General features: G+C 69.9%; 18 protein-coding genes. 8 read left to right on the forward strand and 10 right to left on the reverse strand.

Going from position 1 to position 20592, the window contains the following annotated elements; genetic code table 11:
* Window positions 1-56: 56 nt before the first annotated feature.
* Both GPY60_RS09960 and GPY60_RS09965 read right to left on the reverse strand, forming a co-directional pair.
* The gene (locus GPY60_RS09960; protein ID WP_156687500.1) at window positions 57-1553 is read right to left on the reverse strand and encodes a PPE family protein; all 1497 of its coding nucleotides are present in this window, start codon (window positions 1551-1553) and stop codon (window positions 57-59) included.
* Window positions 1554-1775: 222 nt separating this feature from the next.
* The gene (locus GPY60_RS09965) at window positions 1776-2075 is read right to left on the reverse strand and encodes a hypothetical protein (RefSeq protein ID WP_156687501.1); all 300 of its coding nucleotides are present in this window, start codon (window positions 2073-2075) and stop codon (window positions 1776-1778) included.
* A 176-nt stretch (window positions 2076-2251) separates the two neighbouring features.
* On the opposite strand from GPY60_RS09965, the gene GPY60_RS09970 reads away from it, so the two are divergent.
* The 3 genes from GPY60_RS09970 to GPY60_RS09980 are packed head-to-tail and all read left to right on the forward strand — an operon-like array spanning window position 2252 to window position 4891.
* On the forward strand, window positions 2252-3178 hold the full coding sequence (locus tag GPY60_RS09970; RefSeq protein ID WP_231639542.1) for a metal ABC transporter solute-binding protein, Zn/Mn family: 927 nt from the start codon (window positions 2252-2254) through the stop codon (window positions 3176-3178).
* Window positions 3179-3182: 4 nt separating this feature from the next.
* The gene (locus GPY60_RS09975; protein ID WP_156687502.1) at window positions 3183-4019 is read left to right on the forward strand and encodes a metal ABC transporter ATP-binding protein; all 837 of its coding nucleotides are present in this window, start codon (window positions 3183-3185) and stop codon (window positions 4017-4019) included.
* Complete coding sequence (locus GPY60_RS09980; protein WP_156687503.1) at window positions 4016-4891, forward strand: metal ABC transporter permease; 876 nt, start codon at window positions 4016-4018, stop codon at window positions 4889-4891. The genes GPY60_RS09975 and GPY60_RS09980 overlap by 4 nt, the downstream gene beginning before the upstream one ends.
* A gap of 32 nt (window positions 4892-4923) precedes the next feature.
* On the opposite strand, the gene GPY60_RS09985 is transcribed toward GPY60_RS09980, so the two are convergent.
* The 3 genes from GPY60_RS09985 to GPY60_RS09995 all read right to left on the reverse strand — a co-directional run bounded on the left by GPY60_RS09985 (window position 4924) and on the right by GPY60_RS09995 (window position 8862).
* Window positions 4924-5832 (reverse strand): class I SAM-dependent methyltransferase, encoded by a 909-nt coding sequence (locus GPY60_RS09985; RefSeq protein ID WP_156687504.1) that lies wholly within the window; start codon window positions 5830-5832, stop codon window positions 4924-4926.
* 129 nt (window positions 5833-5961) lie between these two features.
* Window positions 5962-7716, reverse strand: a complete 1755-nt coding sequence (locus GPY60_RS09990) for a PPE family protein (protein ID WP_156687505.1) — start codon at window positions 7714-7716, stop codon at window positions 5962-5964.
* 240 nt (window positions 7717-7956) lie between these two features.
* Window positions 7957-8862 carry an oxygenase MpaB family protein gene (locus GPY60_RS09995; protein WP_156687506.1) on the reverse strand — a complete coding sequence of 302 codons (906 nt, stop codon included), beginning with the start codon at window positions 8860-8862 and terminating at the stop codon, window positions 7957-7959.
* 76 nt (window positions 8863-8938) lie between these two features.
* Between GPY60_RS09995 and GPY60_RS10000 the strand changes: the two genes are divergently transcribed.
* Window positions 8939-9619, forward strand: coding sequence for a TetR/AcrR family transcriptional regulator (locus GPY60_RS10000; protein ID WP_156687507.1), 681 nt, complete (start codon window positions 8939-8941; stop codon window positions 9617-9619).
* On the opposite strand, the gene GPY60_RS10005 is transcribed toward GPY60_RS10000, so the two are convergent.
* From GPY60_RS10005 to GPY60_RS10015, 3 genes are read right to left on the reverse strand one after another with little or no spacing between them, the layout of a single operon-like run.
* On the reverse strand, window positions 9576-10121 hold the full coding sequence (locus GPY60_RS10005; RefSeq protein ID WP_156687508.1) for a hypothetical protein: 546 nt from the start codon (window positions 10119-10121) through the stop codon (window positions 9576-9578). The genes GPY60_RS10000 and GPY60_RS10005 overlap by 44 nt on opposite strands.
* A 45-nt stretch (window positions 10122-10166) precedes the next feature.
* Window positions 10167-10715, reverse strand: a complete 549-nt coding sequence (locus GPY60_RS10010) for a hypothetical protein (RefSeq protein WP_156687509.1) — start codon at window positions 10713-10715, stop codon at window positions 10167-10169.
* Entirely contained in the window at window positions 10712-11296 is a 585-nt protein-coding gene (locus GPY60_RS10015) for a VOC family protein (protein ID WP_156687510.1), read from the reverse strand. The genes GPY60_RS10010 and GPY60_RS10015 overlap by 4 nt, the downstream gene beginning before the upstream one ends.
* 247 nt (window positions 11297-11543) lie before the next feature.
* Here GPY60_RS10015 and GPY60_RS10020 point away from each other — a divergent pair, with 247 nt between their 5' ends.
* Genes GPY60_RS10020 through GPY60_RS10030 form a run of 3 tightly spaced genes read left to right on the forward strand, consistent with a single transcriptional unit; the run spans window position 11544 to window position 15863 of the window.
* On the forward strand, window positions 11544-12677 hold the full coding sequence (locus GPY60_RS10020) for an alpha/beta hydrolase (protein ID WP_156687511.1): 1134 nt from the start codon (window positions 11544-11546) through the stop codon (window positions 12675-12677).
* Entirely contained in the window at window positions 12668-13624 is a 957-nt protein-coding gene (locus tag GPY60_RS10025) for a 2-hydroxyacid dehydrogenase (RefSeq protein ID WP_197283623.1), read from the forward strand. Before GPY60_RS10020 ends, GPY60_RS10025 begins: the two co-directional genes overlap by 10 nt.
* A gap of 37 nt (window positions 13625-13661) precedes the next feature.
* Entirely contained in the window at window positions 13662-15863 is a 2202-nt protein-coding gene (locus GPY60_RS10030; protein ID WP_156687513.1) for an acyl-CoA dehydrogenase, read from the forward strand.
* A 104-nt stretch (window positions 15864-15967) separates the two neighbouring features.
* On the opposite strand, the gene fadD2 is transcribed toward GPY60_RS10030, so the two are convergent.
* Window positions 15968-17755, reverse strand: coding sequence for a long-chain-fatty-acid--CoA ligase FadD2 (gene fadD2, locus GPY60_RS10035; RefSeq protein ID WP_197283619.1), 1788 nt, complete (start codon window positions 17753-17755; stop codon window positions 15968-15970).
* Between the two features lie 59 nt (window positions 17756-17814).
* Here fadD2 and GPY60_RS10040 point away from each other — a divergent pair, with 59 nt between their 5' ends.
* Window positions 17815-19053: a DNA polymerase domain-containing protein gene (locus tag GPY60_RS10040; protein WP_156687514.1), complete on the forward strand. Its 1239-nt coding sequence runs from the start codon at window positions 17815-17817 to the stop codon at window positions 19051-19053.
* Here GPY60_RS10040 and GPY60_RS10045 read toward each other — a convergent pair.
* Window positions 19050-20459 (reverse strand): MFS transporter, encoded by a 1410-nt coding sequence (locus tag GPY60_RS10045; RefSeq protein WP_156687515.1) that lies wholly within the window; start codon window positions 20457-20459, stop codon window positions 19050-19052. The two genes, GPY60_RS10040 and GPY60_RS10045, sit on opposite strands and share 4 nt — an antisense overlap.
* Between the last annotated feature and the right edge of the window lie 133 nt (window positions 20460-20592).

A 20592-nucleotide genomic window follows, 5' to 3' on the forward strand; every position in this document is an offset into this window, starting at 1 on the left:
GGCGCCCACTACGCAGCGGAGCTTACTGAAAATCATTCCCATTAGCAAAACCCGTCCTAGCTGGACGCGCGATCCCCGTCCCAGGTCTGCGGCATCATCGGGAGCGTGGGTCCGCCGCCGAACTCGTCGCCCGCGAGCGTGGCCATTCCCGCCGCCTTGGTGGCCTCCTTGGTCGCAGTGCCGGTGAAGCCCAGCGTCCCCGCTCCCTGCCCGGACGCGACGGTCGGCGGCTCCCCCGGCGGTCCGGCCCAGTCGGGTTCGACCTGGACGTTCAGGTCCATGAATTCGTCACCGTGGCCGCGCAGCTTCGCGCGGCGGCGCCGCCGTGCGGCGGCCCGCGAGTCGACGGCGGTCGCCGCCGCCGTAGCGGACGCGCGGTCCGGCGCCTTCTTGGTCGCGCCGTACCCGGCGCTGTCGCTCAGCGACGAGCCCAACCCCGCGCCGGGACCGACGAGGTAGGGGTAACCCGCGCCGTCGAGCCCGGCCGGCGGCGGTGGTGGTGCCCCCGCCGCGGGCACCGTGGCCGGCGCCGCCGACGGGGCGGCGGCCGGCGCGGAAGGGGGGGCCGATCCGGGAGCCGACGCGACGGTCACCGCCGGGGAGGTGGCGGCGACGGGCACGGTCGTAGCCTGGGGTATCGGCGCGGCGGCCACGGCGGGCGTCGCGTCGGGCTGGATACCGGCCAACCCGCTGAGCCCGGCCGGGCCGCCGAACCCGGCGCCGGCCGCGGGTAGGACGAGCGCGAGCGGCGCGATCAGCTGTAACTGCGGGAACGTCTGCAAGACCTCGTCCACGTGGGTGAACTCGTCGGCGACCAGCAGCGGGATGTCGTTCTGGACCTGCGAGATGGCCTCGGCCGGGTTCTCCGGGAACTCCTCGAGGTCCCGGCCCAGCGTCTGGGTGATTTCGGTGACGCGGTTGACCCACCAGCTCAGCTGCGTGGGGTCACCGCCGTCGTTGTCGATGATGTCGCCACTGTCGGCGGTGTCGGTGCCGTCGCTGTTGTCGTCGGCCGCGTGCAGGATCTGCGGTGCCGCCGCGGTGCGCGGCGCCGACGCGACGGCGGTCCCCGAAACCGCCTGGTACGTGGCCATTGTGGTGGCTGCCTGGATCCACATCCGGACATAGTCGGCCTCGTTGAGCGCGAGTGGAATAGTATTGATCCCGAAGAAGTTTGTTGCCACAAGCACCGCGTGAATCGCGTGATTGGCAGCCAATTCCGGCAAGGTCGGCATCGCCGCCAGCGCCGCGGAGTACGCGGTCGCCGCCGTGTCATGCTGGGCGGCCACAGCGGCGCTGTCGGCGCTCGCCTGCATCAGCCAGGCCAGATAGGGCGCGTGGGCGGCCGCGTATTGCTCGGCCGTGGGCCCCTCCCACGCTCCGCCTTGCACCGCCGCCAGAAGCGCGCTGAGTTCCTCCGCGGTGGACGCGTAGGTCGCGCTCAGCGAACTCCACGTCGCGGCGGCCGCGAGCAAACCGCCCGGCCCCGGGCCGCTGCTGAGCAGCGCGGAGTGCACCTCCGGCGGCGAAGCCATCCACACCGGCGCGGTCATGCGGCGGCTCCTTGACCTGTTGTGGGCTCGACGACCGCCAAGGCTGAGGGGCGGCGTCGCTCAGTAGTCGGCCGGAAGCCCGCAAAAGTTCCATGCGCGCGCAAAGTCTGGGGACCGCGCCTACGGTTGCGGCGTCACGGCTCTACTCGAGAGCGGCCCGCCGCAAGTTTTTGGGGCGGCGCAACGGTGGAATCGATCGGCCGCTAACGCCTTGGCGGGCGCTCAGTGCTCGTCGTAGTGCCCGGAGTGAGCCGCGTGCCGGCAACCATCATGGATGTAGTCCACGTGGTCGCCGTGCGGCACGGCCACATGGCCGCAGCCCTCGCCGTGCGTGTGGTCGTGGCCCTCGTGCACCGCGTGATCGCCGGACGTCTCGCATTCGTCGTAATGACCGTCGTGCTGTCGGTGAAGGTGGCCGTCGTGCACGTAATCGACGTGGTCGCCGTGGGGAACCGCGACATGCCCACACCCCTCGCCGTGGCGATGGTCATGGCCGACGTGCTCAGCATGTGTAGTTGTCATCTCGCCTCGCAATCATGCGTCCGACAACGACAAATATTAGTCGCCGCGCATGCGGCGCGGTATGTCCGATCCGGCCAGAAACGTCGCGCCAGAGCTGGCATCTTTGTCCACCGGCGTGCGGCCCGCATATGCTAACGACAATCATTATCATTTTGGCCCGCGGACAGGAGTTCGGTGTGACCCACCACGCCCGTCGTCCCGCGATGGCAACCGCGGTCGTGCTGGTGTCGGCGTGCCTCCTCCTGACGCTCGCCGGTTGCGGCTCCAACTCCCGTCCCGCACAGGGCCCCCGGGCGGGTGCGGTTGACGTGGTGGCCGCGGAGAACTTCTGGGGCGACATCACCAAACAGATCGGCGGCGACCACGTCAACGTCACCTCGGTGATCACCGACCCGAACGCCGATCCCCACCTGTACGAGTCAGACGCGAGGACGGCCGCCGCGCTGAGCAAGGCGCAGATTGTGATCGTCAACGGCTTGGGCTACGACGATTTCGTGGGCAAGCTGCTTTCTGCATCGCCCAACCCGAGTCGCACGGTTCTCACCGCGGCCGACCTCATGCACATCTCGGGATCCGGCGCCAACCCCCACATCTGGTACGACATCGCGAAGGTTCCTCAGGTGAGTTCGGCGATCGCGGCGCAACTCGCCGCGCTCGACCCGTCGGACGCGGCCGCCTTCACGGCCGGCGCAAAGACGTTCGGCGACAGCCTGTCTCCCATCACCGACGCGATCGCGAACATAAGGGCCAAACACGCCGGTTCGCCGGTCGGGTACACCGAACGGGTGCCGGGATACCTCATCGAGGCCGCCGGACTGAAAGTGGCGACACCGGAGTCGTTCGCGCGCGCCATCGAGAACGGCAACGACCCGAGCCCCGCCGACAACTCGGCGATGAACGCCGCCGTGAAGGACAAGGCGATCAAGGTCCTGCTGTACGACGCCCAGGTCACCAGCCCGGCCACCGACGCGCTCAAGGGCCTGGCGCGGCAGGCCGGAATACCGGTTGTCGGGGTGACCGAAACGATGCCGTCCTCCGACGCGAGCTTCCAGGCGTGGCAGCTGAGGCAGGTCAACGAGCTCGCCGGCGCGCTGGGACAGTGAACCCGTGACGACCTCCGACCGCCCCGGACCTGCCGCGCCGGTGGCCGAGCTGGCCGCCGCCGGCCTGAGCTTCGGTTCGCGGCCGCTCTGGCAAAACGTCGACCTGGCCGTGGCGCCCGGGGAGTTCGTCGCCGTGCTCGGGCCGAATGGCTGCGGCAAGACATCGCTGATCAGGGTGCTGCTCGGGCTGACGGCCCTGTCGTCGGGGTCGGCACGGGTATGCGGCGAACCGCCGCGGCGCGGCAACCACGCCATCGGGTACGTCCCGCAACACCGGGGCTTCGACCGCGACCTGCCGATCCGCGGCACGGACCTGGTGCGGTTCGGGGTGGACGGGCACCGCTGGGGAGTCGGGCTGCCAAGCGCGGCGCGCCGGCGCCGCGTCGAGGCGGCGATCGACGCGGTCGGGGCGTCGCGATTCGCCGACGAACCGATCGGGCGGCTTTCCGGCGGCGAGCAGCAGCGGCTGCGCATCGCCCAGGCGCTGGTCGGGAGCCCGAAGCTGCTGCTGTGCGACGAGCCGCTGCTGTCGCTGGACATCAAGTACCAGGCCGAGGTCGTCAATACCCTCGACCGGCAACGCCGCGACTCCGACGTCGCTGTGGTGTTCGTGACCCACGAGATCAACCCGATCCTGAACGTCGTCGACCGGGTGCTCTACCTCGTCGGCACCCGCTGGGCGATCGGAACGCCCGACGAGGTGCTCACCAGCGCCACCTTGACGGAGCTCTACCAGACCAGCGTCGAGGTGCTGCGTTTCCACGGGCGGCTCATCATCGTCGCCGCGTCGGACGCGGTGCAGGTCGGCGGCCATCACGACGACTCGGTGTTTGCCCTGTGACGCTGTCGGACTATCTGCAGGACGCGTTCGTCCAGAACGCGTTGATCGCGGCGACCCTGGTGGCCGTGACGGCCGGACTGATCGGTCCGTTCGTGATCATCCGCGACCTCGCGTTCGCGGTGCACGGCGCCGCCGAGCTGGCGTTCACCGGCGCGGCGGCCGGCTTGCTCGTCGCCGACAACCCCGTCCTGGGCGCGCTGCTCGGGTCGCTGGTGGTGGCGACCGCGATGGGGCTCCTGGGCAATCGTCCCCGTGACCGGAACTCGGCGATCGGGGTGATCCTCGCCTTCGGCCTCGGTGTCGGGGTATACCTGCTGTCGCTCTACAAGGGGTTCGCGACGGCGGCAACGAACATCCTGTTCGGGCAACTCTTCGGCGTCGGCCCCGGTCAGATCACCCTGCTCATCGCCGTCGCGGTCGGCGTGCTGGCCACGATGGCGCTGCTGTACCGGCCCCTGCTGTTCGCCTCCGTCGATCCCGACGTCGCCCTCGCGCGCGGGGTGCCGACCCGGCTGGTCGGGCTCCTGTTCGTGTACCTGCTCGCGCTGACCGTGACGGAAGCCGCGCAGATCGTCGGCACGCTGCTGGTCCTCAGCCTGGCGATCACACCCGCGGCCGCCGCCACCCGCCTCACCGCCCGCACCCCGGTGCTCATCGCGTTGTCGATCGGTTTTGCGTTGATCGCCGCCGACGGCGGACTCGTGCTGAGCCTGCTCCGACCCGACGTCAAGGCCAGCGTCTTCATCAGCGCCATCAGCTTCGCGATCTACGCCGTCGTACGGCTGGTCAGCCCGCGCGTTCGCGAGTACGTCACCCGCAGTCGGACGGGGAAGTGGGTGGCAACCAGCGTGCGCGAGGCCGTGCACAAGTAGGGCGGCGGGCGGTGGGGACGCCCGGGCCCCGCTTATGACTTGATCGCGCTGACCAAGGTGTTACGGGCGATCATCGACCCCGCCTCGGTGTCGGCGGCGGGGAGGGGCCGGCCGTTGTCGCGGAGGTAGTCGGCCAGCGGAGTGCCGACCGCGGTCCAGCACCGCTGGCCGAACCATTCCGTTGCCGGCGCGCACCGCTCGTTGTAGACCAACTGGAAGAACGGGCGCTCGTCCTCGCCCGAGGCCATCGCGGCGCGTTCCTCTTCGCGTTTGGCCTCGAACTCGTTCGGATCCAATGGCGCTCCGTCCTCGACGGCGACGTGGCTGCCGGCGGCCGCGAGGCTGTCGATGCCGGTGAACAGCTGCTCCTGCGCGGCGGCGGGCAGGTAGATCAGCAGGCCCTCGGCAATCCACGCTGACGGCTTGGTGGGATCAAAGCCGTTGTCGCGCAACGCTTTCTGCCAGTCGTCGCGGAGGTCGACCTCGATCTCGCGGCGCTCGGCGCGCGGTTGGGCGCCATGATCGCTGAGTACCTGCCGTTTGAAGGCAAGCACCTGCGGCTGATCCAGTTCGAAGATCGTGGTCCCGGCCGGCCAGTCCAGGCGGTAAGCGCGGGAGTCCAGCCCCGCCGCCAGGATGACCACCTGCCGCACACCCGCGTCGGCGGCCCGACGGAAATACTCGTCGAAAAACTTGGTGCGGGCACCCTGAAAGTCGACGAAATGCTCGCCCCAGTCGGGAGTCTTCAGGTGATGGTCGGGCGCCTCCCCGTCGAGGACGGCCGCCGCGGGGCCGCCGACGGCGCGGCAGAACAGCTCCGCGTACGGATCGACGGCCAGCGGGTCGGGCTTCTGCGCCTCCAGGGCTCGCGCCGTCGCCACGAACAGGGCGGTCGAACCGACACTCGTTGTGATGTCCCAGGTATCACCTTCGCTACGCATTACGCCGAGAGTAGCCGAACGAGGTGTCACCGTGCCGGTGGCTGCTCGGATCGAGCCGACCGTCACGGCCGAAACCCGTTGTGCGGCACGGTGACCGAGCCCTGCTTAGACACGGCCCGGCACGCTCTTCTAAAGAGAGTCCCAGGTGCCGGGCATCATGGGCATCCGGGGACCACCGCCGAAGTCGTCGCCGGCCAACGTGGTCAGGCCGGTCGCCGCAGCCGACTCCTTCGGCGCCGTCCCGGCAAACCCAAGAGTTCCGGCGCCTTGGCCAGATACCGACGAAGGCGCGGCCGGCGGGGTGTCCCAATCCGGGTCGAGGTCGACGGTCATATCCATGAACTCGTCGCTGTGGCCACGCTGACGCGCCCGCTGCCGGCGGCGGGCCCGCGCCGCCTCGCAGGCGCTCGCCGCGGCGGCCGCCGCGGCGCTACCGGCTTCCGGCGCCTTCCGTCTCGCGCCGGCCGCGGCGCCGGAACTCATCGGGGACCCCGACCCGATGACGGGCGGCACCGCATACGGAGGGATGAAGCCCGTCGCGCCGGCGGCCGGTGCGGGGGGCGCCGGTGCCGGCGGAGGGCCCGGGGCCGACGGCGGGCTGGGCGTGGGCGCCGGCGACGGCGCCGAGGCGGGTGCCGTGGCCGGTGCCGCGATCGACGACAATCCGACAGCCGGCAGCACACCGGGCGAGGCGGGGACGGCCGCCAAGGCCGGCGCGAGGGGCGTCGGCATCGCACCCACGCCGGCCAGCCCGGCGAGGCCACCCGCGGCGGCGAGCGGGGCGGCCGCCGCCGGCAGCGCGGCGAGGATTGCCGCCGGCTGGCTGACCGCGTAGGAAAGCACCGCCTCGATGTGCAGCGGAAAGTCGAACAACTCCAAGCTGACCAGGTACTGGAAAGCCTGCACCGGATTCTGGGTCAGGTAGACGCCGAACTGCTCGAAGTCCTCCAGCACTTCCAGGGACCGAACAACATAGAAGATCGGCTGGCCGGGATCCGCGTAGGCGTCGTATTCGAGCCCGTTGACGGTGCCGCCGGCCGGGTCCCAATTGACCCCGAAATTCTGGAGGATCTGGGCGATGAACTGATTCAGGGGATTGTCGACCAGAGGGTCGTGGGCGAGTTGGGTGTTGCCGATGCCCAGGCTGTTCTGGAGAAAGTCCACCCACTGCGGCGGCAGCTGCAGCGGGTTGTCGGACTCCGAATTCGCCTGCAGGGCCTGGGCGATCTGCTGCTGGAGCGACAGCGGGTTCTGCAGGAACTGCTGGATCTGCTGCACGACGCCCTGCATCTGCTGTTCGAGGCCCTGCGCCAGATCGGTCGCCGACGACGCCGGGTTGGCGTCCGATTTGACGATCGGCGGCGCCGGCGCGGTCTGCGGGGTCGACGCGACCGCGGCGCCGGACAGGGCTTGATACGTCGCCATCGTGACGGCGGCCTGAACCCACATGCGCGCGTAGTCGGCCTCGTTGACCGCGATCGGAATCGTGTTGATGCCAAAGAAATTCGTCGCCAGCAACGCGCCGTGGACGATGTGGTTGGTGGCCAGTTCGGCGAGCGTGGGCATGGCCGCCACCGCGGCGGTGTAGCCCGCGGCCACGGTCTGAAGCTGGGCGGCCGCCGCCGTGCTGTCGGCGCTGGCCTGGCTCAGCCACGCCAGGTACGGCACGTGCGCGGCGGCGAACGACTCGGCGGTCGGGCCCTCCCACGCACCGGCCTGAACCGACCCCACCAACGCGGCGAGTTCGTCGGCCGCCGAGGCGTATTCGGCGCCGAGGGAGTCCCACGCCCCAGCGGCCGCCACCAGGGCGCCCGGCCCCGGCCCGCTGCTGAGCAACGCCGAGTGCACCTCCGGCGGTGCCGCCATCCAGATCGGCGCGGTCATCGCCATCCGCCCGCGCCGACATGCGACGCCGCCGCGCCCCGGGGGCCGGCCGGGCCTTGGGGTGGCAAGCGCAACGTCATGGAAAGGCACTCCTGACAAGAAACCTGGGCTGGCCGCTAAGCCTACTGAAAATGATTATCGTTAACAACTAGGCGGACGGCCCGCGTATTTGCGCAGCTCACAGGGAGAGGCGCCGTTGAGCGCGTACGGCCCAAGGGCGGGATTCGCTCGCCGGCGGGGCTATACCAGCGGGCGGCCCGTCCTGATCCGGCGGTCGACGTCGGCGAGCAGCAGGTTGAACGGGAACTGCCGCACGGACGGCGGCATCGCGCGGTTGACCGCGCCGATGACGGCCATCAGGCGGTCGAAGCGCCGTTGCCGCGCGGCGTCCCAGGGCAACCGCATCTCCTCGCGGAACCGCTGCGGCAGAAAACCGGTGGTGATCAGCAGGGGAACGCGATCGGCGAGGCGCTGCAGCGGGCCCGGCAAGGCGACGCCCGGCAACCGCGACGCGGCGATCGGATACAGGTACTCGCGCACCGCGTCGTCGATGTGCACCCGGGCCAGCGACTCCCGCCAGTACCGGTCGAACGCCGCCCGGTCGGCCGGCCACATCTCCGGCGGCACCTGCAGCGTGGTGGCCAGCGTCATGCCGTCGCGGTAATGGCGGTCGGCGTCCTCGTCGTCGAGTTCCCCGACGAACGTCCGGTAGACGTCGAGCCCGCCCTTGTACAGGCAGGCCGCCACCCAGAGCTGCAGGTCGACGTCGAAGGCGTTGTACGCCACCGGGCTGTCGGGCAGCGAATACACCTGCGCGTGCGCCCGATTCACCGCCCGGCGGAAGGCCGCCTTCTGGGCGTCGCTGCCGCACATGGCCACGGCGAGGTAGGTGAACGTGGTACGCGCCCGCTTGACCGGGTGCAGGTCGACGCGGCCGCTTTCCACCCGGCTCTCCATCACGCCGTAGCCGACGCCGGGCCGCGCCAGCTGCATGATGACGTTCGCCGGGCCGGCCAGCAGCGTGATGCCCATCAGGGCCTCGTCGATACGCGGGGCCCGCCCGCGCGGGCGCCGCCCCGGACGCGGGGGGTCGGACGCCCCGCGCTCGACGTGCGGGACCGGCCCGCCGACCGCCTGCCGCACCATCGTGACGACCCCCCGAAGGCAAATTGTGACAACATCTGTTTCCAGATCGTCTCCGCAGGTGGCCTATGGTGTCAAGATGGTGCAAAGGCGCGCCGCCCCGCATAACCGGCCCTATCGCGGCGTCGACGCCGCCCAGCGGCTGGCCACCCGCCGCAACCGGCTGCTGGCCGCGGGCCTCGACCTGCTCGGCGCGGAGCAGCATGATTTCTCGGCCGTCACCGTGCGCAGCGTGTGCGGGCAGGCCGGCCTGGCCGCGCGCTACTTCTACGAAAGCTTCGCCGACAAGGACGAATTCATCTCCGCGGTGTTCGACTGGGTGGTCGCCGAGCTGCCCGCCACCACGCAGGCCGCGGTGGCCGCGGTGCCGGCCGCCGAGCAGAATCGCGCGGCGATGGCCAACATCGTCCGCACGGTGGTGAGCGACGCCCGCGTCGGGCGGCTGTTGTTCAGCACCCAGCTGGCCGATCCGGTGGTCGTGCGCAAGCGCGCGGAATCGAGCGCCCTGTTCGCCATGCTGTCCGGCCAACACGTCGGCGACAGCCTGCGGGTACCGGCAAACGACCGGATCAAGGCCGTCGCGCACTTCGTGGTCGGCGGCGTCGGGCAGACCCTCAGCGCCTGGCTGGCCGGCGACGTCCGGCTCGAACCGGGCGAGCTGGTCGATCAGCTGAGCGCGACGCTGGACGAGCTCGCCGAGCCACGCCTGTACCGGATCAGGGAAAAAGCGGCAGATGCCACAGCCGCACGTCGGGATTGATCAGCACGCGCGTCAGGGTCAACCGCAACACCCGCAGGGCCCCGCCCATCAGCAGGAAAGCCATCGGCACCTCGATCAGCAGCGAGGTGATCTCGGACAGCCAGGCGTCCTCCGGCTTGGCGGTCATCAGGTCGAACCACGCGTCGCAGATCATCAGCACGCCGGTGGTGAACCCGGTGAGCAGCAGCAGGAAGCGCCGCTGGTAACCGAAGACGGCCGTCGCCGCCATGAACGACATGAGCAGAATGTCGAAGCCGATCCAGGTCGCCGGCCAGTTGTGGGCGACGTACTTCTGCGGCAGGGTCACGCCGAGATAGCCGATCCACGGGATCATCACGACGAGACCGCCGACGACCAGCCCCAGCCGGACGCGGCGCATCCGGGCCAGCACCTCGGGGTCCTCCACTTCGCTCACGGGCAGCTCGAGGCGGGTGATGAGGTCCCTGCGCTGTTCGGGGGTGAGCCCCGCGATCTGCAGGTCCGTGAGGATGGTCTGGGTCATGCCATAGTTTTCCCAGGTGAGGCCGGTTTCTAACGGCTTGGCCGCTCACGGCAGCAGTGGCAGTTCCCACAGCCGCATGCCCGGACGCACCAGCCAGAAGCGCATCATGGTCAGGCGCATGAGCCGCAGCGCGCTGAAGATCATGAAGGCCGCGAGGGGCAGCTCGATCAGCACGGCGCTGACCACCGACAGCCAGATGTCCCGCGGCCCGGCGGTGGTGAGGTCGAACCACGCGTCGCAGATCAGGAGCACCCCGGTGGTGAACGCGGCCGGAATCAGCAGCTGGCGGCGCAGGTAGCCCAGGGCCGCCGTCACCATCATGAACACCATCAGCAAAGCGTCGTAGCCCAACCAGGTCAGTGGCCAGTTGTGCGCGACGTAGTCCTCCGGCAACGTCGTGGAGAGATAGCCCAGCCAGGGGATCATCACCGCAGAGCCGCCGACCATCAGCCTCAGCCGGGTGCGCCGGACGCGGGCCAGGAACACCGGGTCGATGAGGTCGTTCAGGGGTTGTTCGAGCCGGTTGATCAGGTCGCGTCGCTCCCCTGGCGTCAGCGCCGCGATCTCGGCATCGGAGAGGATGCCGTCGGTCACGGCCGGCCGGCCGGCACGGCGGGACGCCGGTCGGCCGCCGTCTTCGGCACCGCGCCGGCCCCGTTGCCGTCGAATTCCTTGACCCAGCAGGCGAACTCGAGGGTGATGCCGTCGGGGTCCTGGAAGTAGAACGAGCGCACGTACACCCCCGGATGCACCGTGGCCGACACCTGCATCGGGCTCTCGTCGTGGTTGAGCACCGGCCCCACCCGCACGCCCTTTTCCTTGAGGCGTTGGCGGTAGGCGTCGAACTTCTCGGCCGGCACGTGGAACGCCAGGTGGTTCATGGTGCTGACCGCGCTGGTGATGTCCCCGATGCCGGGAATGGCGCCCGGAGACGAGATTCCCGGCACGCGGTCGGGGGCGTCGGCGAACCAGAAGAACGCGACGCAGTCGCCGTTGCCGGCGTCGAAGAAGAAGTGCTGGCCCTGCCCGCCGGGCAGGTCGAGCGACTTGATGAGCGGCATGCCGAGGACGCCTGCGTAGAAGTCCACGGTGCGCGCCATGTCCGAGCACACCAGCGCGACGTGATTGATCCCGCCGAGCTCGAACTCGGTGTTGGTGTTGTGCGGTTTGATCATGGCGCGGCTCCCATCAATCCCTGCAGCGCAGATCTGGCCAAGACCAGCATCTGAATCTAACATCAGCCTCAGTTTTGGCCCAGGAGAGGATTTCTGGAGTGTCGACACCCTTGGCAGCCGGGCGCGCGCCGTTCCCGACCCGGCGCGACGGTCGGGTGCATGCGGCGACCCCCACCGCCGCCGCTCATGCGGGCATCTCGGCCGGTGATCGTTGCCGCGCAAGGGACTTCGAGGAGGATCGCATACCGTGACACGTCACTCGGGGGCCGCGGGGGTCGTCCGGGAGTTCGTCGGGCTCGAGTCACGCACCGCCGGTCGCGCCGGCGCCGGCGGACACCCATGCCAGGGCCTGTACCACCGCGGCATGGGACGCAAGCCCAAGGTCGCCATGATCGCCACGCACTACCAGATCGACTTCTCCGAGCACTACCTCGCCGACTACATCGCCACCCGCGGCATCGGGTTCCTCGGCTGGAACACCCGGTTTCGCGGCTTCGAGAGCAGCTTCCTGCTCGACTACGCGCTGGTCGACATCGGCGTCGGGGTCCAATGGCTGCGCGAGGTGCAGGGCGTGGAAACCGTTGTGCTGCTCGGGAACTCGGGCGGCGGCTCCCTGATGGCCGCCTACCAGTCGCAGGCGGTCGACCCCAACGTCACGCCGCTGGAGGGCATGCGCCCGGCGGCCGGGCTGACCGAACTGCCACCCGCCGACGGCTACGTCGCCACCGCCGCGCACCCCGGTCGTCCCGACGTCCTGACGGCCTGGATGGACGCCGCCGTCGTCGACGAGAACGATCCCGTCGCCACCAACCCCGACCTCGATCTGTTCGACGAGCGCAACGGGCCGCCGTATTCGGCGGAGTTCCTCGCCCGCTACCGCGACGCCCAGACCGCCCGCAACCACGCCATCACCGACTGGGCGGAGACGGAGCTCAAACGCGTTCGCGCGGCGGGGTTTTCCGACCGGCCGTTCACCGTGATGCGCACCTGGGCCGACCCCCGGATGGTCGACCCCGCCATCGAACCCACCGGGCGCCCACCCAACATGTGTTACGCGGGCGTGCCGGCCAAGGCCAACCGGTCCGCGCACGGCATCGCCGCGGCCTGCACGCTGCGCAACTGGCTGGGCATGTGGAGCCTGCGGGTCGCACAGACCCGGGCCGAACCGCACCTCGCCCGCATCACCTGCCCGGCGCTGGTGATCAACGCCGAGGCCGACAGCGGGGTCTTCCCGTCGGACGCCCAGCGCATCTACGACGCGCTGGCCGGCACCGACAAGACCCGGGCGTCGATCGACACCGACCACTACTTCACCACCCCGGGAGCGCGCAGCGAGCAGGCCGATATGATCGCGCGGTGGATCGCCAAGCGGTGGCGCTGAGGGTTCTCGCCCACTTCGTTCCCGGCGAGAAGGTGCTGGATTTCGTTGCGCCGGAGGCCGATTGGCTCGACATCCAGTGGTGCGCGGAGGACGACGACACCGCCTTCTACCGCGAGCTGCCCGGCGCGGACGTGCTCTGGCACGTGCTGCGGCCCCTGTCGGCGGCCGACCTGCGGGCCGGCCCGCGGCTGCGGCTGGTGCACAAGCTGGGCGCGGGCGTGAACACCATCGACGTGGCGGCGGCGACCCAGCTCGGCATCGCGGTGGCCAACATGCCCGGCGCCAACGCGCCCTCGGTGGCCGAGGGCACGGTGCTGCTCATGCTCGCCGCACTGCGCCGCCTCGCGCCGCTCGACCGCGCCGTCCGGCGGGGGGCCGGATGGCCGACGGATCCGCAACTGGGCGAGACGGTTCGCGACATCGGCGGGTGCACCGTCGGCCTGGTGGGTTTCGGCAACATCGCTCAACGCGTGAGCCGGATCGTCGGCGCGATGGGCGCCACGGTGCTGCACACCAGCACCCGCGACGACGGGCGTCCCGGGTGGCGCAACCTGCCGGACCTGCTCGCCGAAAGCGACATCGTCTCCCTGCACCTGCCGCTGACCGCGACGACGCGCCACCTCCTCGACTCGGAGGCGCTGGACCGGATGAAACCGGGTGCGGTGCTGGTCAATACGTCGCGCGGCGCGATCGTCGACGAGGCCGCGCTCGTCGGCGCGCTGCGCGGCGGGCGGCTGGCCGCGGCCGGACTGGACGTCTTCGAGGTCGAGCCGGTCGATCCCGGCAACCCGCTGCTACGCCTGGACAACGTGGTGCTGACGCCGCACGTCACCTGGTACACCGCCGACACCATGCGGCGCTACCTGACCGAGGCGGTGGCCAACTGCCGGCGCCTGCGCGACGGCGAGCCGCCGGCCAATGTAGTCAACCAACCGTCTGGTCGTTAGTTTTAAGAGTTGACCCCACCGCAAGGAAAGGCGACCAATGCCGATCGCTATCACCCCCGAGCATCAAGACCTCGCCGATTCGGTGCGGTCCTTCGTGGCGCGCGTCGCGCCGTCGGAGGTGCTGCACGCGGCCTTGGAAACCCCGGTCGACAATCCGCCGCCGTACTGGCAGGCGGCCGCCGACCAGGGCCTGCAGGGCGTCCACCTCGCCGAGTCGGTGGGCGGGCAGGGCTTCGGCATCCTGGAATTGGCCGTCGTGCTGGCCGAATTCGGCTACGGCGCGGTGCCCGGGCCGTTCGTGCCGTCGGCGATCGCCAGCGCGCTGATCGCCGCCCATGACCCGGAATCGAAGACCCTTGCCGAGCTGGCGTCCGGCGCGGTCATCGCGGCCTACGCGATGGACTGCTGCGCGCTGACGGCCACCCGGCACGGCGACCGCCTCGTCATCCGCGGCGAGGTTCGCGCCGTCCCCGCCGCCGCGCAGGCGTCGCTGCTGGTGCTGCCCGTGGCGATCGACAGCGGCGAGGAATGGGTGGTGCTGCGCGCCGACGAGCTCGAGATCGAGCCGGTGAAGAGCATCGACCCGCTGCGCCCGATCGCGCATGTGCGGGCCAACGCCGTCGAGGTCGGCGACGACGCCGTGCTGAGCAACCTCACCATGTCCACCGCCCACGCCCTGATGACCACGCTGCTGTCCGCCGAGGCCATCGGCGTGGCGCGCTGGGCGACCGACACCGCGTCGCACTACGCCAAGATCCGCGAGCAGTTCGGCAGGCCGATCGGACAGTTCCAGGCGATCAAGCACAAGTGCGCCGAGATGATCGCCGACACCGAACGCGCGACCGCGGCCGTGTGGGACGCCGCGCGCGCGATCGACGAGGCCCGCCAAAACAACTGGGACATTGCGGGTTCCAAGGTGGAATTCGCCGCCGCGGTCGCCGCGACGCTGGCCCCGGCGGCCGCGCAGCGGTGCGCCCAGGATTGCATCCAGGTGCACGGCGGCATCGGCTTCACCTGGGAGCACGACACCAACGTCTACTACCGGCGGGCGCTGATGCTGGCGGCAGGCTTCGGGCGCGGCTCCCAGTACCCGCAGAAGGTGGTCGACACCGCCAGGACGACGGGCATGCGCGCGGTCGACATCGACCTGGACCCCGACACCGAGAAGCTGCGTTCGGAGATCCGCGAGGAGGTCGCCGCACTCAAGGCGATGGACCGCGATCAGCGCCGGGTCGCGCTGGCCGAGGGCGGTTGGGTGCTGCCCCACCTGCCCAGGCCGTGGGGCCGGCAGTCCAGCCCGGTGGAGCAGATCATCATCGCGCAGGAGTTCAGCACCGGGCGCGTCAAGCGGCCGCAGATGGGCATCGCGACGTGGATCATCCCGTCGATCGTGGCGTTCGGCACCGACGAGCAGAAGCAACGGTTCCTGCCGCCGACCTTCCGCGGCGACATGATCTGGTGTCAGCTGTTCTCGGAGCCGGGCGCGGGCTCGGACCTGGCGGGCCTGTCAACCAAGGCCGTCCGGGCCGACGGCGGCTGGCGCATCACGGGGCAAAAAATCTGGACGACGGCGGCGCAGTTCGCGCAGTGGGGCGCGCTGCTGGCCAGGACCGACCCGAGCGCCCCGAAGCACAACGGCATCACCTACTTTTTGCTGGACATGAAAAGCGAAGGCGTGCAGGTGAAGCCGTTGCGGGAGCTCACCGGCAACGCGATGTTCAACACCGTCTACATCGACGACGTGTTCGTCCCCGACGACTGCGTGCTCGGCGAGGTGAACCGGGGCTGGGAGGTCAGCCGCAACACCCTGACCGCCGAGCGCGTCTCGATCGGCAGCAGCGAGGCGAACTTCCTGGCGACGCTGGCGCAGTTCGTCGAGTTCGTCCGCGACGGGCAGCTCGATCAGGTGGCCCAGCACCGCGCCGGGCAGTTGATCGCCGAGGGACACGCCGCCAAGGTGATGAACCTGCGCTCGACGCTGCTCACCCTCGCCGGCGGCGACGCGATGCCGTCCGCGGCGATCTCCAAGCTGCTGTCGATGCGCACCGGCCAGGGCTACGCGGAGTTCGCGGTGTCCTCGTTCGGCGCCGACGCCGCGATCGGCGACACCGCCGAGCTACCGGGCAAGTGGGGCGAGTACCTGCTGGCCAGCCGGGCCACGACGATCTACGGCGGCACCTCGGAGGTGCAGCTGAACATCATCGCCGAGCGGCTGCTGGGCCTCCCGCGCGATCCGTAGGATGTTCCGGCGGGGACACCACCGCGAAACGTAAACCGCTGCGAAGTTTTTCGGCGGCGCGTCGTGTGCGTGGTTTACGTGTCGTGGACCCCGGCGCCGCCTGCCTAGGAGTTGCCGCCCTTGCTCTCGGCCTTCTCCGCGTCTTTCTTGTCGTCCTTCTTCTCGGCCTTGCCCTCGGCTTTGCCGCCCTTGCCGTCGCCGTCGCCGTCGCCGTCGTCGACGTCCATCTCGCGCAGCTCCCGCTTGAGGATCTTGCCGGTGGGGTTGCCGGGCAGCTCGTCGAGGAAGATCACCTCGCGCGGCACCTTGTAGCGGGCCAGGTGGTCGCGCACGTATCCCTTGATGGTGTCCTCGTCGACCTTCGCGCCGTCCTTCTTCACCACGAAGGCGCGCAGCCGGTGCCCCCACTCCTTGTCCTCGACGCCGATGGCGGTGGCTTCCACAACCTCGGGGTGGCCGTTGATGAGGTCCTCGACCTCGGCGGGGAACACGTTCTCGCCGCCGGAGACGATCATCTCGTCGTCGCGGCCGCTGATGTAGAGCAGGCCGTCGTCGCCGAAGTAGCCCACGTCGCCGGAGGACAACAGCCCGTCGATGATCTGCTTCTTCCCGCCGCCGGTGTAGCCCTCGAACGGGAAGGCGTTGCCGACGAAGATCCGCCCGATCTCGCCCTGCGGCAGTTCCTTGCCGTTGTCGTCGAAGATCTTGACCTTGACGCCCTTGACGACGGGACCGACGGTCGACGAATTGTGTTGCAGGTGGTGGGGTTCGGCGATGGTGGCGAAGGCGATCTCGGTGGAGCCGTACATGTTGTAGATCACCGGGCCGAGGTCCTTGAGCGCGCGTTCGGCCAGGTCGGCGCCCAGCGCCGAACCGGAGACGAACACGATCTTCAGCGTTGACAGGTCGGGCTTTTTGTCCATCTTCTCGATCGCGTCGAGGATCCGCGACAGCATCACGGGCACCACCACCATGGCGGTCACCTTGTGCTTCTCGATGTCCTCGAGCACGAGCGGCGGCTTGAACTTGCGCCGCAGCACCAGGGTCGAGCCCAGGAACATCGCCAGCGTGCCGTGCAGGAACCCCAGCGCGTGGAACATCGGCGCCGGCAGCGAGGTCACCTCGTTGGCCTTGAACGGCACGTGCGACAGGATGCCGCCGACGGGTGCCAGCGTGGGCGGGGTGCTGCGGTTGGCGCCCTTGGGGGTGCCGGTGGTGCCGCTGGTGAGGATGATGATCGACGCGTGCTTGCCCGCCTTGGGCGCCGGGTCCTTGCTGCTGCGCTCGATCAGTTCGGCCAGCGTCTCGTCGTCACTGCCCGACGGCTCGTCCGCGTCGGGGTTGGTGCCCAGCGCGCGCAGCTTCCCGAGCTCCGGCTTGGCTTTGCTGACGGCCTTGGTGTACTCGTCGTCGTAGATGATCACCTTGGCGCCCTCGCGCTCGGACACCTCGCAGATCTGGGGCCCGGAGAATTCGCTGTTGAGCAGGATGATGCGGGCGCCCACCCGGGCGGCGCCGAAGTAGGCAATCAGGAACCAGCGGGTGTTGCGCGCCAGCAGCGCGACCCCGTCGCCACCCTTGACGCCCATCTCGCGCAGGCCGTTCGCCACCGCGTGCGCGGCCTCGTCGAGCTCTCTGAAGGAGAATTCGCCCTCTTCGTCGATGCACGCCGCGCGGTCGGGATGGCGCCGGGCGTTGAGCGACGGGAGCATGCCGAACTCGCCCCACTTGTAGATCTCGTTCGCCATCGCGGCGTAGTTCTGCGGGGGCTCCAGGCGGAAGGCGCCGGCTTCGAAGATCTTGCGCACGTAGTGCAGTTCCGCGGAGCCGCGTTCCAGGTACTGCTGGGCTTTCGCGACAGCCTGAAAAGGCAGGCCGATGAGGTTTGGCATGAATGACACCCTATGTGACGTCGGTCGCATTACAACCGTCATGTACCCATCGACTTACGATGATGAACATGGCCGGTCCGGTGTTGCTGGAGGTAGCCGGGCAGCAAGTCACCGTCACCCATCCGGACAAGGTGGTGTTCGCTCCCCACGGCGGCGCGGCGGCACGCACCAAGCTCGACCTCGTTCGCTACTACCTGTCGGTCGCCGACGGGGCGCTGCGGGGTGTGGCCGGCCGGCCGATGATCCTCAAGCGGTTCGTCAAGGGCATCGCCGAAGAGGCCGTGTTCCAGAAGCGCGCGCCGGCCAACCGGCCCGACTACGTCGACGTTGCCGAGTTGCATTACGCGCGAGGCACTTCGGCGGCCGAGGCCGTCATCCACGACCCCCCGGGCCTGGCCTGGGTGATCAACCTGGGCTGCGTGGACCTCAACCCTCATCCGGTGCTGGCGACCGACCTCGACCACCCCGACGAGCTGCGCGTCGACCTGGACCCCATGCCCGGCGTCTCCTGGCGCGACATCGTCGACGTCGCGCTCGTGGCCCGCGAGGTGCTGGAGGACCACGGGCTGGTGCCCTGGCCGAAGACCTCGGGCTCGCGGGGCTTCCACATCTACGCCCGCATCGCGCCGCGCTGGGAGTTTCGACAGGTGCGGCTGGCCGCCCAAGCCGTCGCCCGCGAGGTCGAACGCCGCATCCCCGACGCGGCCACCAGCCGCTGGTGGAAGGAGGAGCGCGAGGGCGTCTTCGTCGACTTCAACCAGAACGCCAAGGACCGCACGGTCGCGTCGGCCTACTCGGTGCGTGCGACGCCGGACGCCCGGGTGTCGACGCCGCTGCGCTGGGAGGAGGTCGCCGGCTGCGACCCCGCGGCGTTCACGATCGACACCGTGCCCGCCCGGTTCGCCGAGGTCGGCGACCCGTGGGCGGGCATGGACGACGCGCCGGGCGAGCTGGACCGGCTGCTGGTGCTGGCCGAGGAGCAGGGGCCGCCCGAGCGGGCGCCGCGCGGCGCCGGCAAGAGCCCCGACGGCAGGCGCCAGTCCTCCAAGCCGCTGATCGAGATCGCGCGGACCAAGACGCGCGACGAGGCGATGGCCGCGCTGGACACCTGGCGCGGGCGCCACGCGAAAGTCGCCGAGCTGCTGCAGCCGGCCGACGTGCTGGTCGACGGCATGCGAGGTCCGAGTTCGATCTGGTACCGCATCCGGATCAACCTGCAGCACGTCCCGGCCGACGAGCGCCCGCCGCAGGAGGAGCTGATCGCCGACTACAGCCCGTGGGGCAGGTACCAGGGCTAGACGCTCACCCGGCCCGGGCTGTTGCGCAGGTACCGAAACCACGTGACGACCAGCAGCGCGACGAAAAACCCGATATAGAAACGCAGCGCCGGTTCGATGCTGCCGAAGTGCGACTTCGACCACGCGTACGCCAGCGGCACGACGAACCCGCCGAATGCGCCAACCGAGGAGATGACGCCCAGCGCGCCGGCGGCCTGGCGGCGCATGTGCACCATGGTGTCGGGGTCGCCGCCGGCGAGCTCGCCCTTGACCTTGAAGATCCGCGAGATCATCCGGTACGTCGACCCGTTCCCGATGCCGGTGGCGACGAACAGGAACATGAAGCTGGCGAAGAACACCGGCAGGTTCCTGGCGTTGACCGACCACAGCGCCGCCGCCGCCCCCGCGGCCAGCATGACGAAGCTGGCGGCCGTGATGCGCCCGCCGCCGATCCGGTCCGCCAGCTTGCCGCCCAGCGGGCGGAGCACCGAGCCGATCCCCGCACCCAGGAACGCCCACGTCAGGGCGATGTCGCCGCGACCGAAGACGGTCTTGAGCAGCGTCGGGAAGGCGGCCGAGTAGCCGATGAACGACCCGAAGGTGCCGATGTAGAGCAGCGACATGACCCAGGTGTCGGCGTGTCGCAGCGACTGCCACACCGGTTTCACGTCGGCCTTGGCTTCGCTGAGGTTGTTCATGAACAAGAACGCGCACACGGCGGCGACGACGGCCAGCGGCACGTAGAACAGGCCGGCCCGCGCCAGCGCCCGGCCGCCCCCGGCCACCACGATCGGCGGAATGATCTTCTGCACGACCGCGACACCGATGTTGCCGCCCGCGGCGTTGAGGCCCAGCGCCCAGCCCTTGTCCTTCTCCGGGTAGAAGAACGAGATGTTGGCCATGGACGACGCGAAGTTGCCCCCGCCGAACCCGGCCGTCGCCGCGACCGCCAGCAGCACCCCGTACGGCAGATCCGGGTGGCTCACCGCCCAGGCCAGCAACAGGCAGGGGATCAGCAGGAGCCCGGCCGAGATGGTCGTCCAGTTGCGGCCGCCGAATACCGGCACCGCGAAGGTGTACGGCAGCCGGAGGAACGCGCCGACCCCGCTGGGCACCGCGACCAGGCACAACGCCTGGCTGGCCGTCAGCGCCCAGCCGGACGCGGACGGGTGCGCGGGATGGCCGGGCGTACCGACGGCGGTCATCTGGACCACCACGATGCTCCACAGCATCCACACGCTGAACCCGACGTGCTCGGCGAAGATCGAGAAGAGCAGGTTGCGCCGCGCGATCGGCTTGCCCGTCGTCTCCCAGAACTCGGGGTCCTCCGGCCGCCAGTCGTCGATCCAGTGCTTCCCCCTGGACCCTCGTCGGGGCAGCTCGCGCGGCGGCGCCGGCTGCAGTACCGGGTTGGTCGTGGTCGTCATGGCGGCGGCCCCCTGTGGTGTGTGCGGTGACCACCCGAAGCTAAGGACGGCCTGTTACCGGCCCTGGTGTGCGCAGTTACGCCGGGAATACATTGAGATCGCAATGGGCCGTCGGCCACTGTCAGAAAGATCG

Source organism: Mycobacterium sp. Marseille-P9652 (assembly GCF_902652685.1).
Classification (GTDB): Bacteria; Actinomycetota; Actinomycetes; order Mycobacteriales; family Mycobacteriaceae; genus Mycobacterium.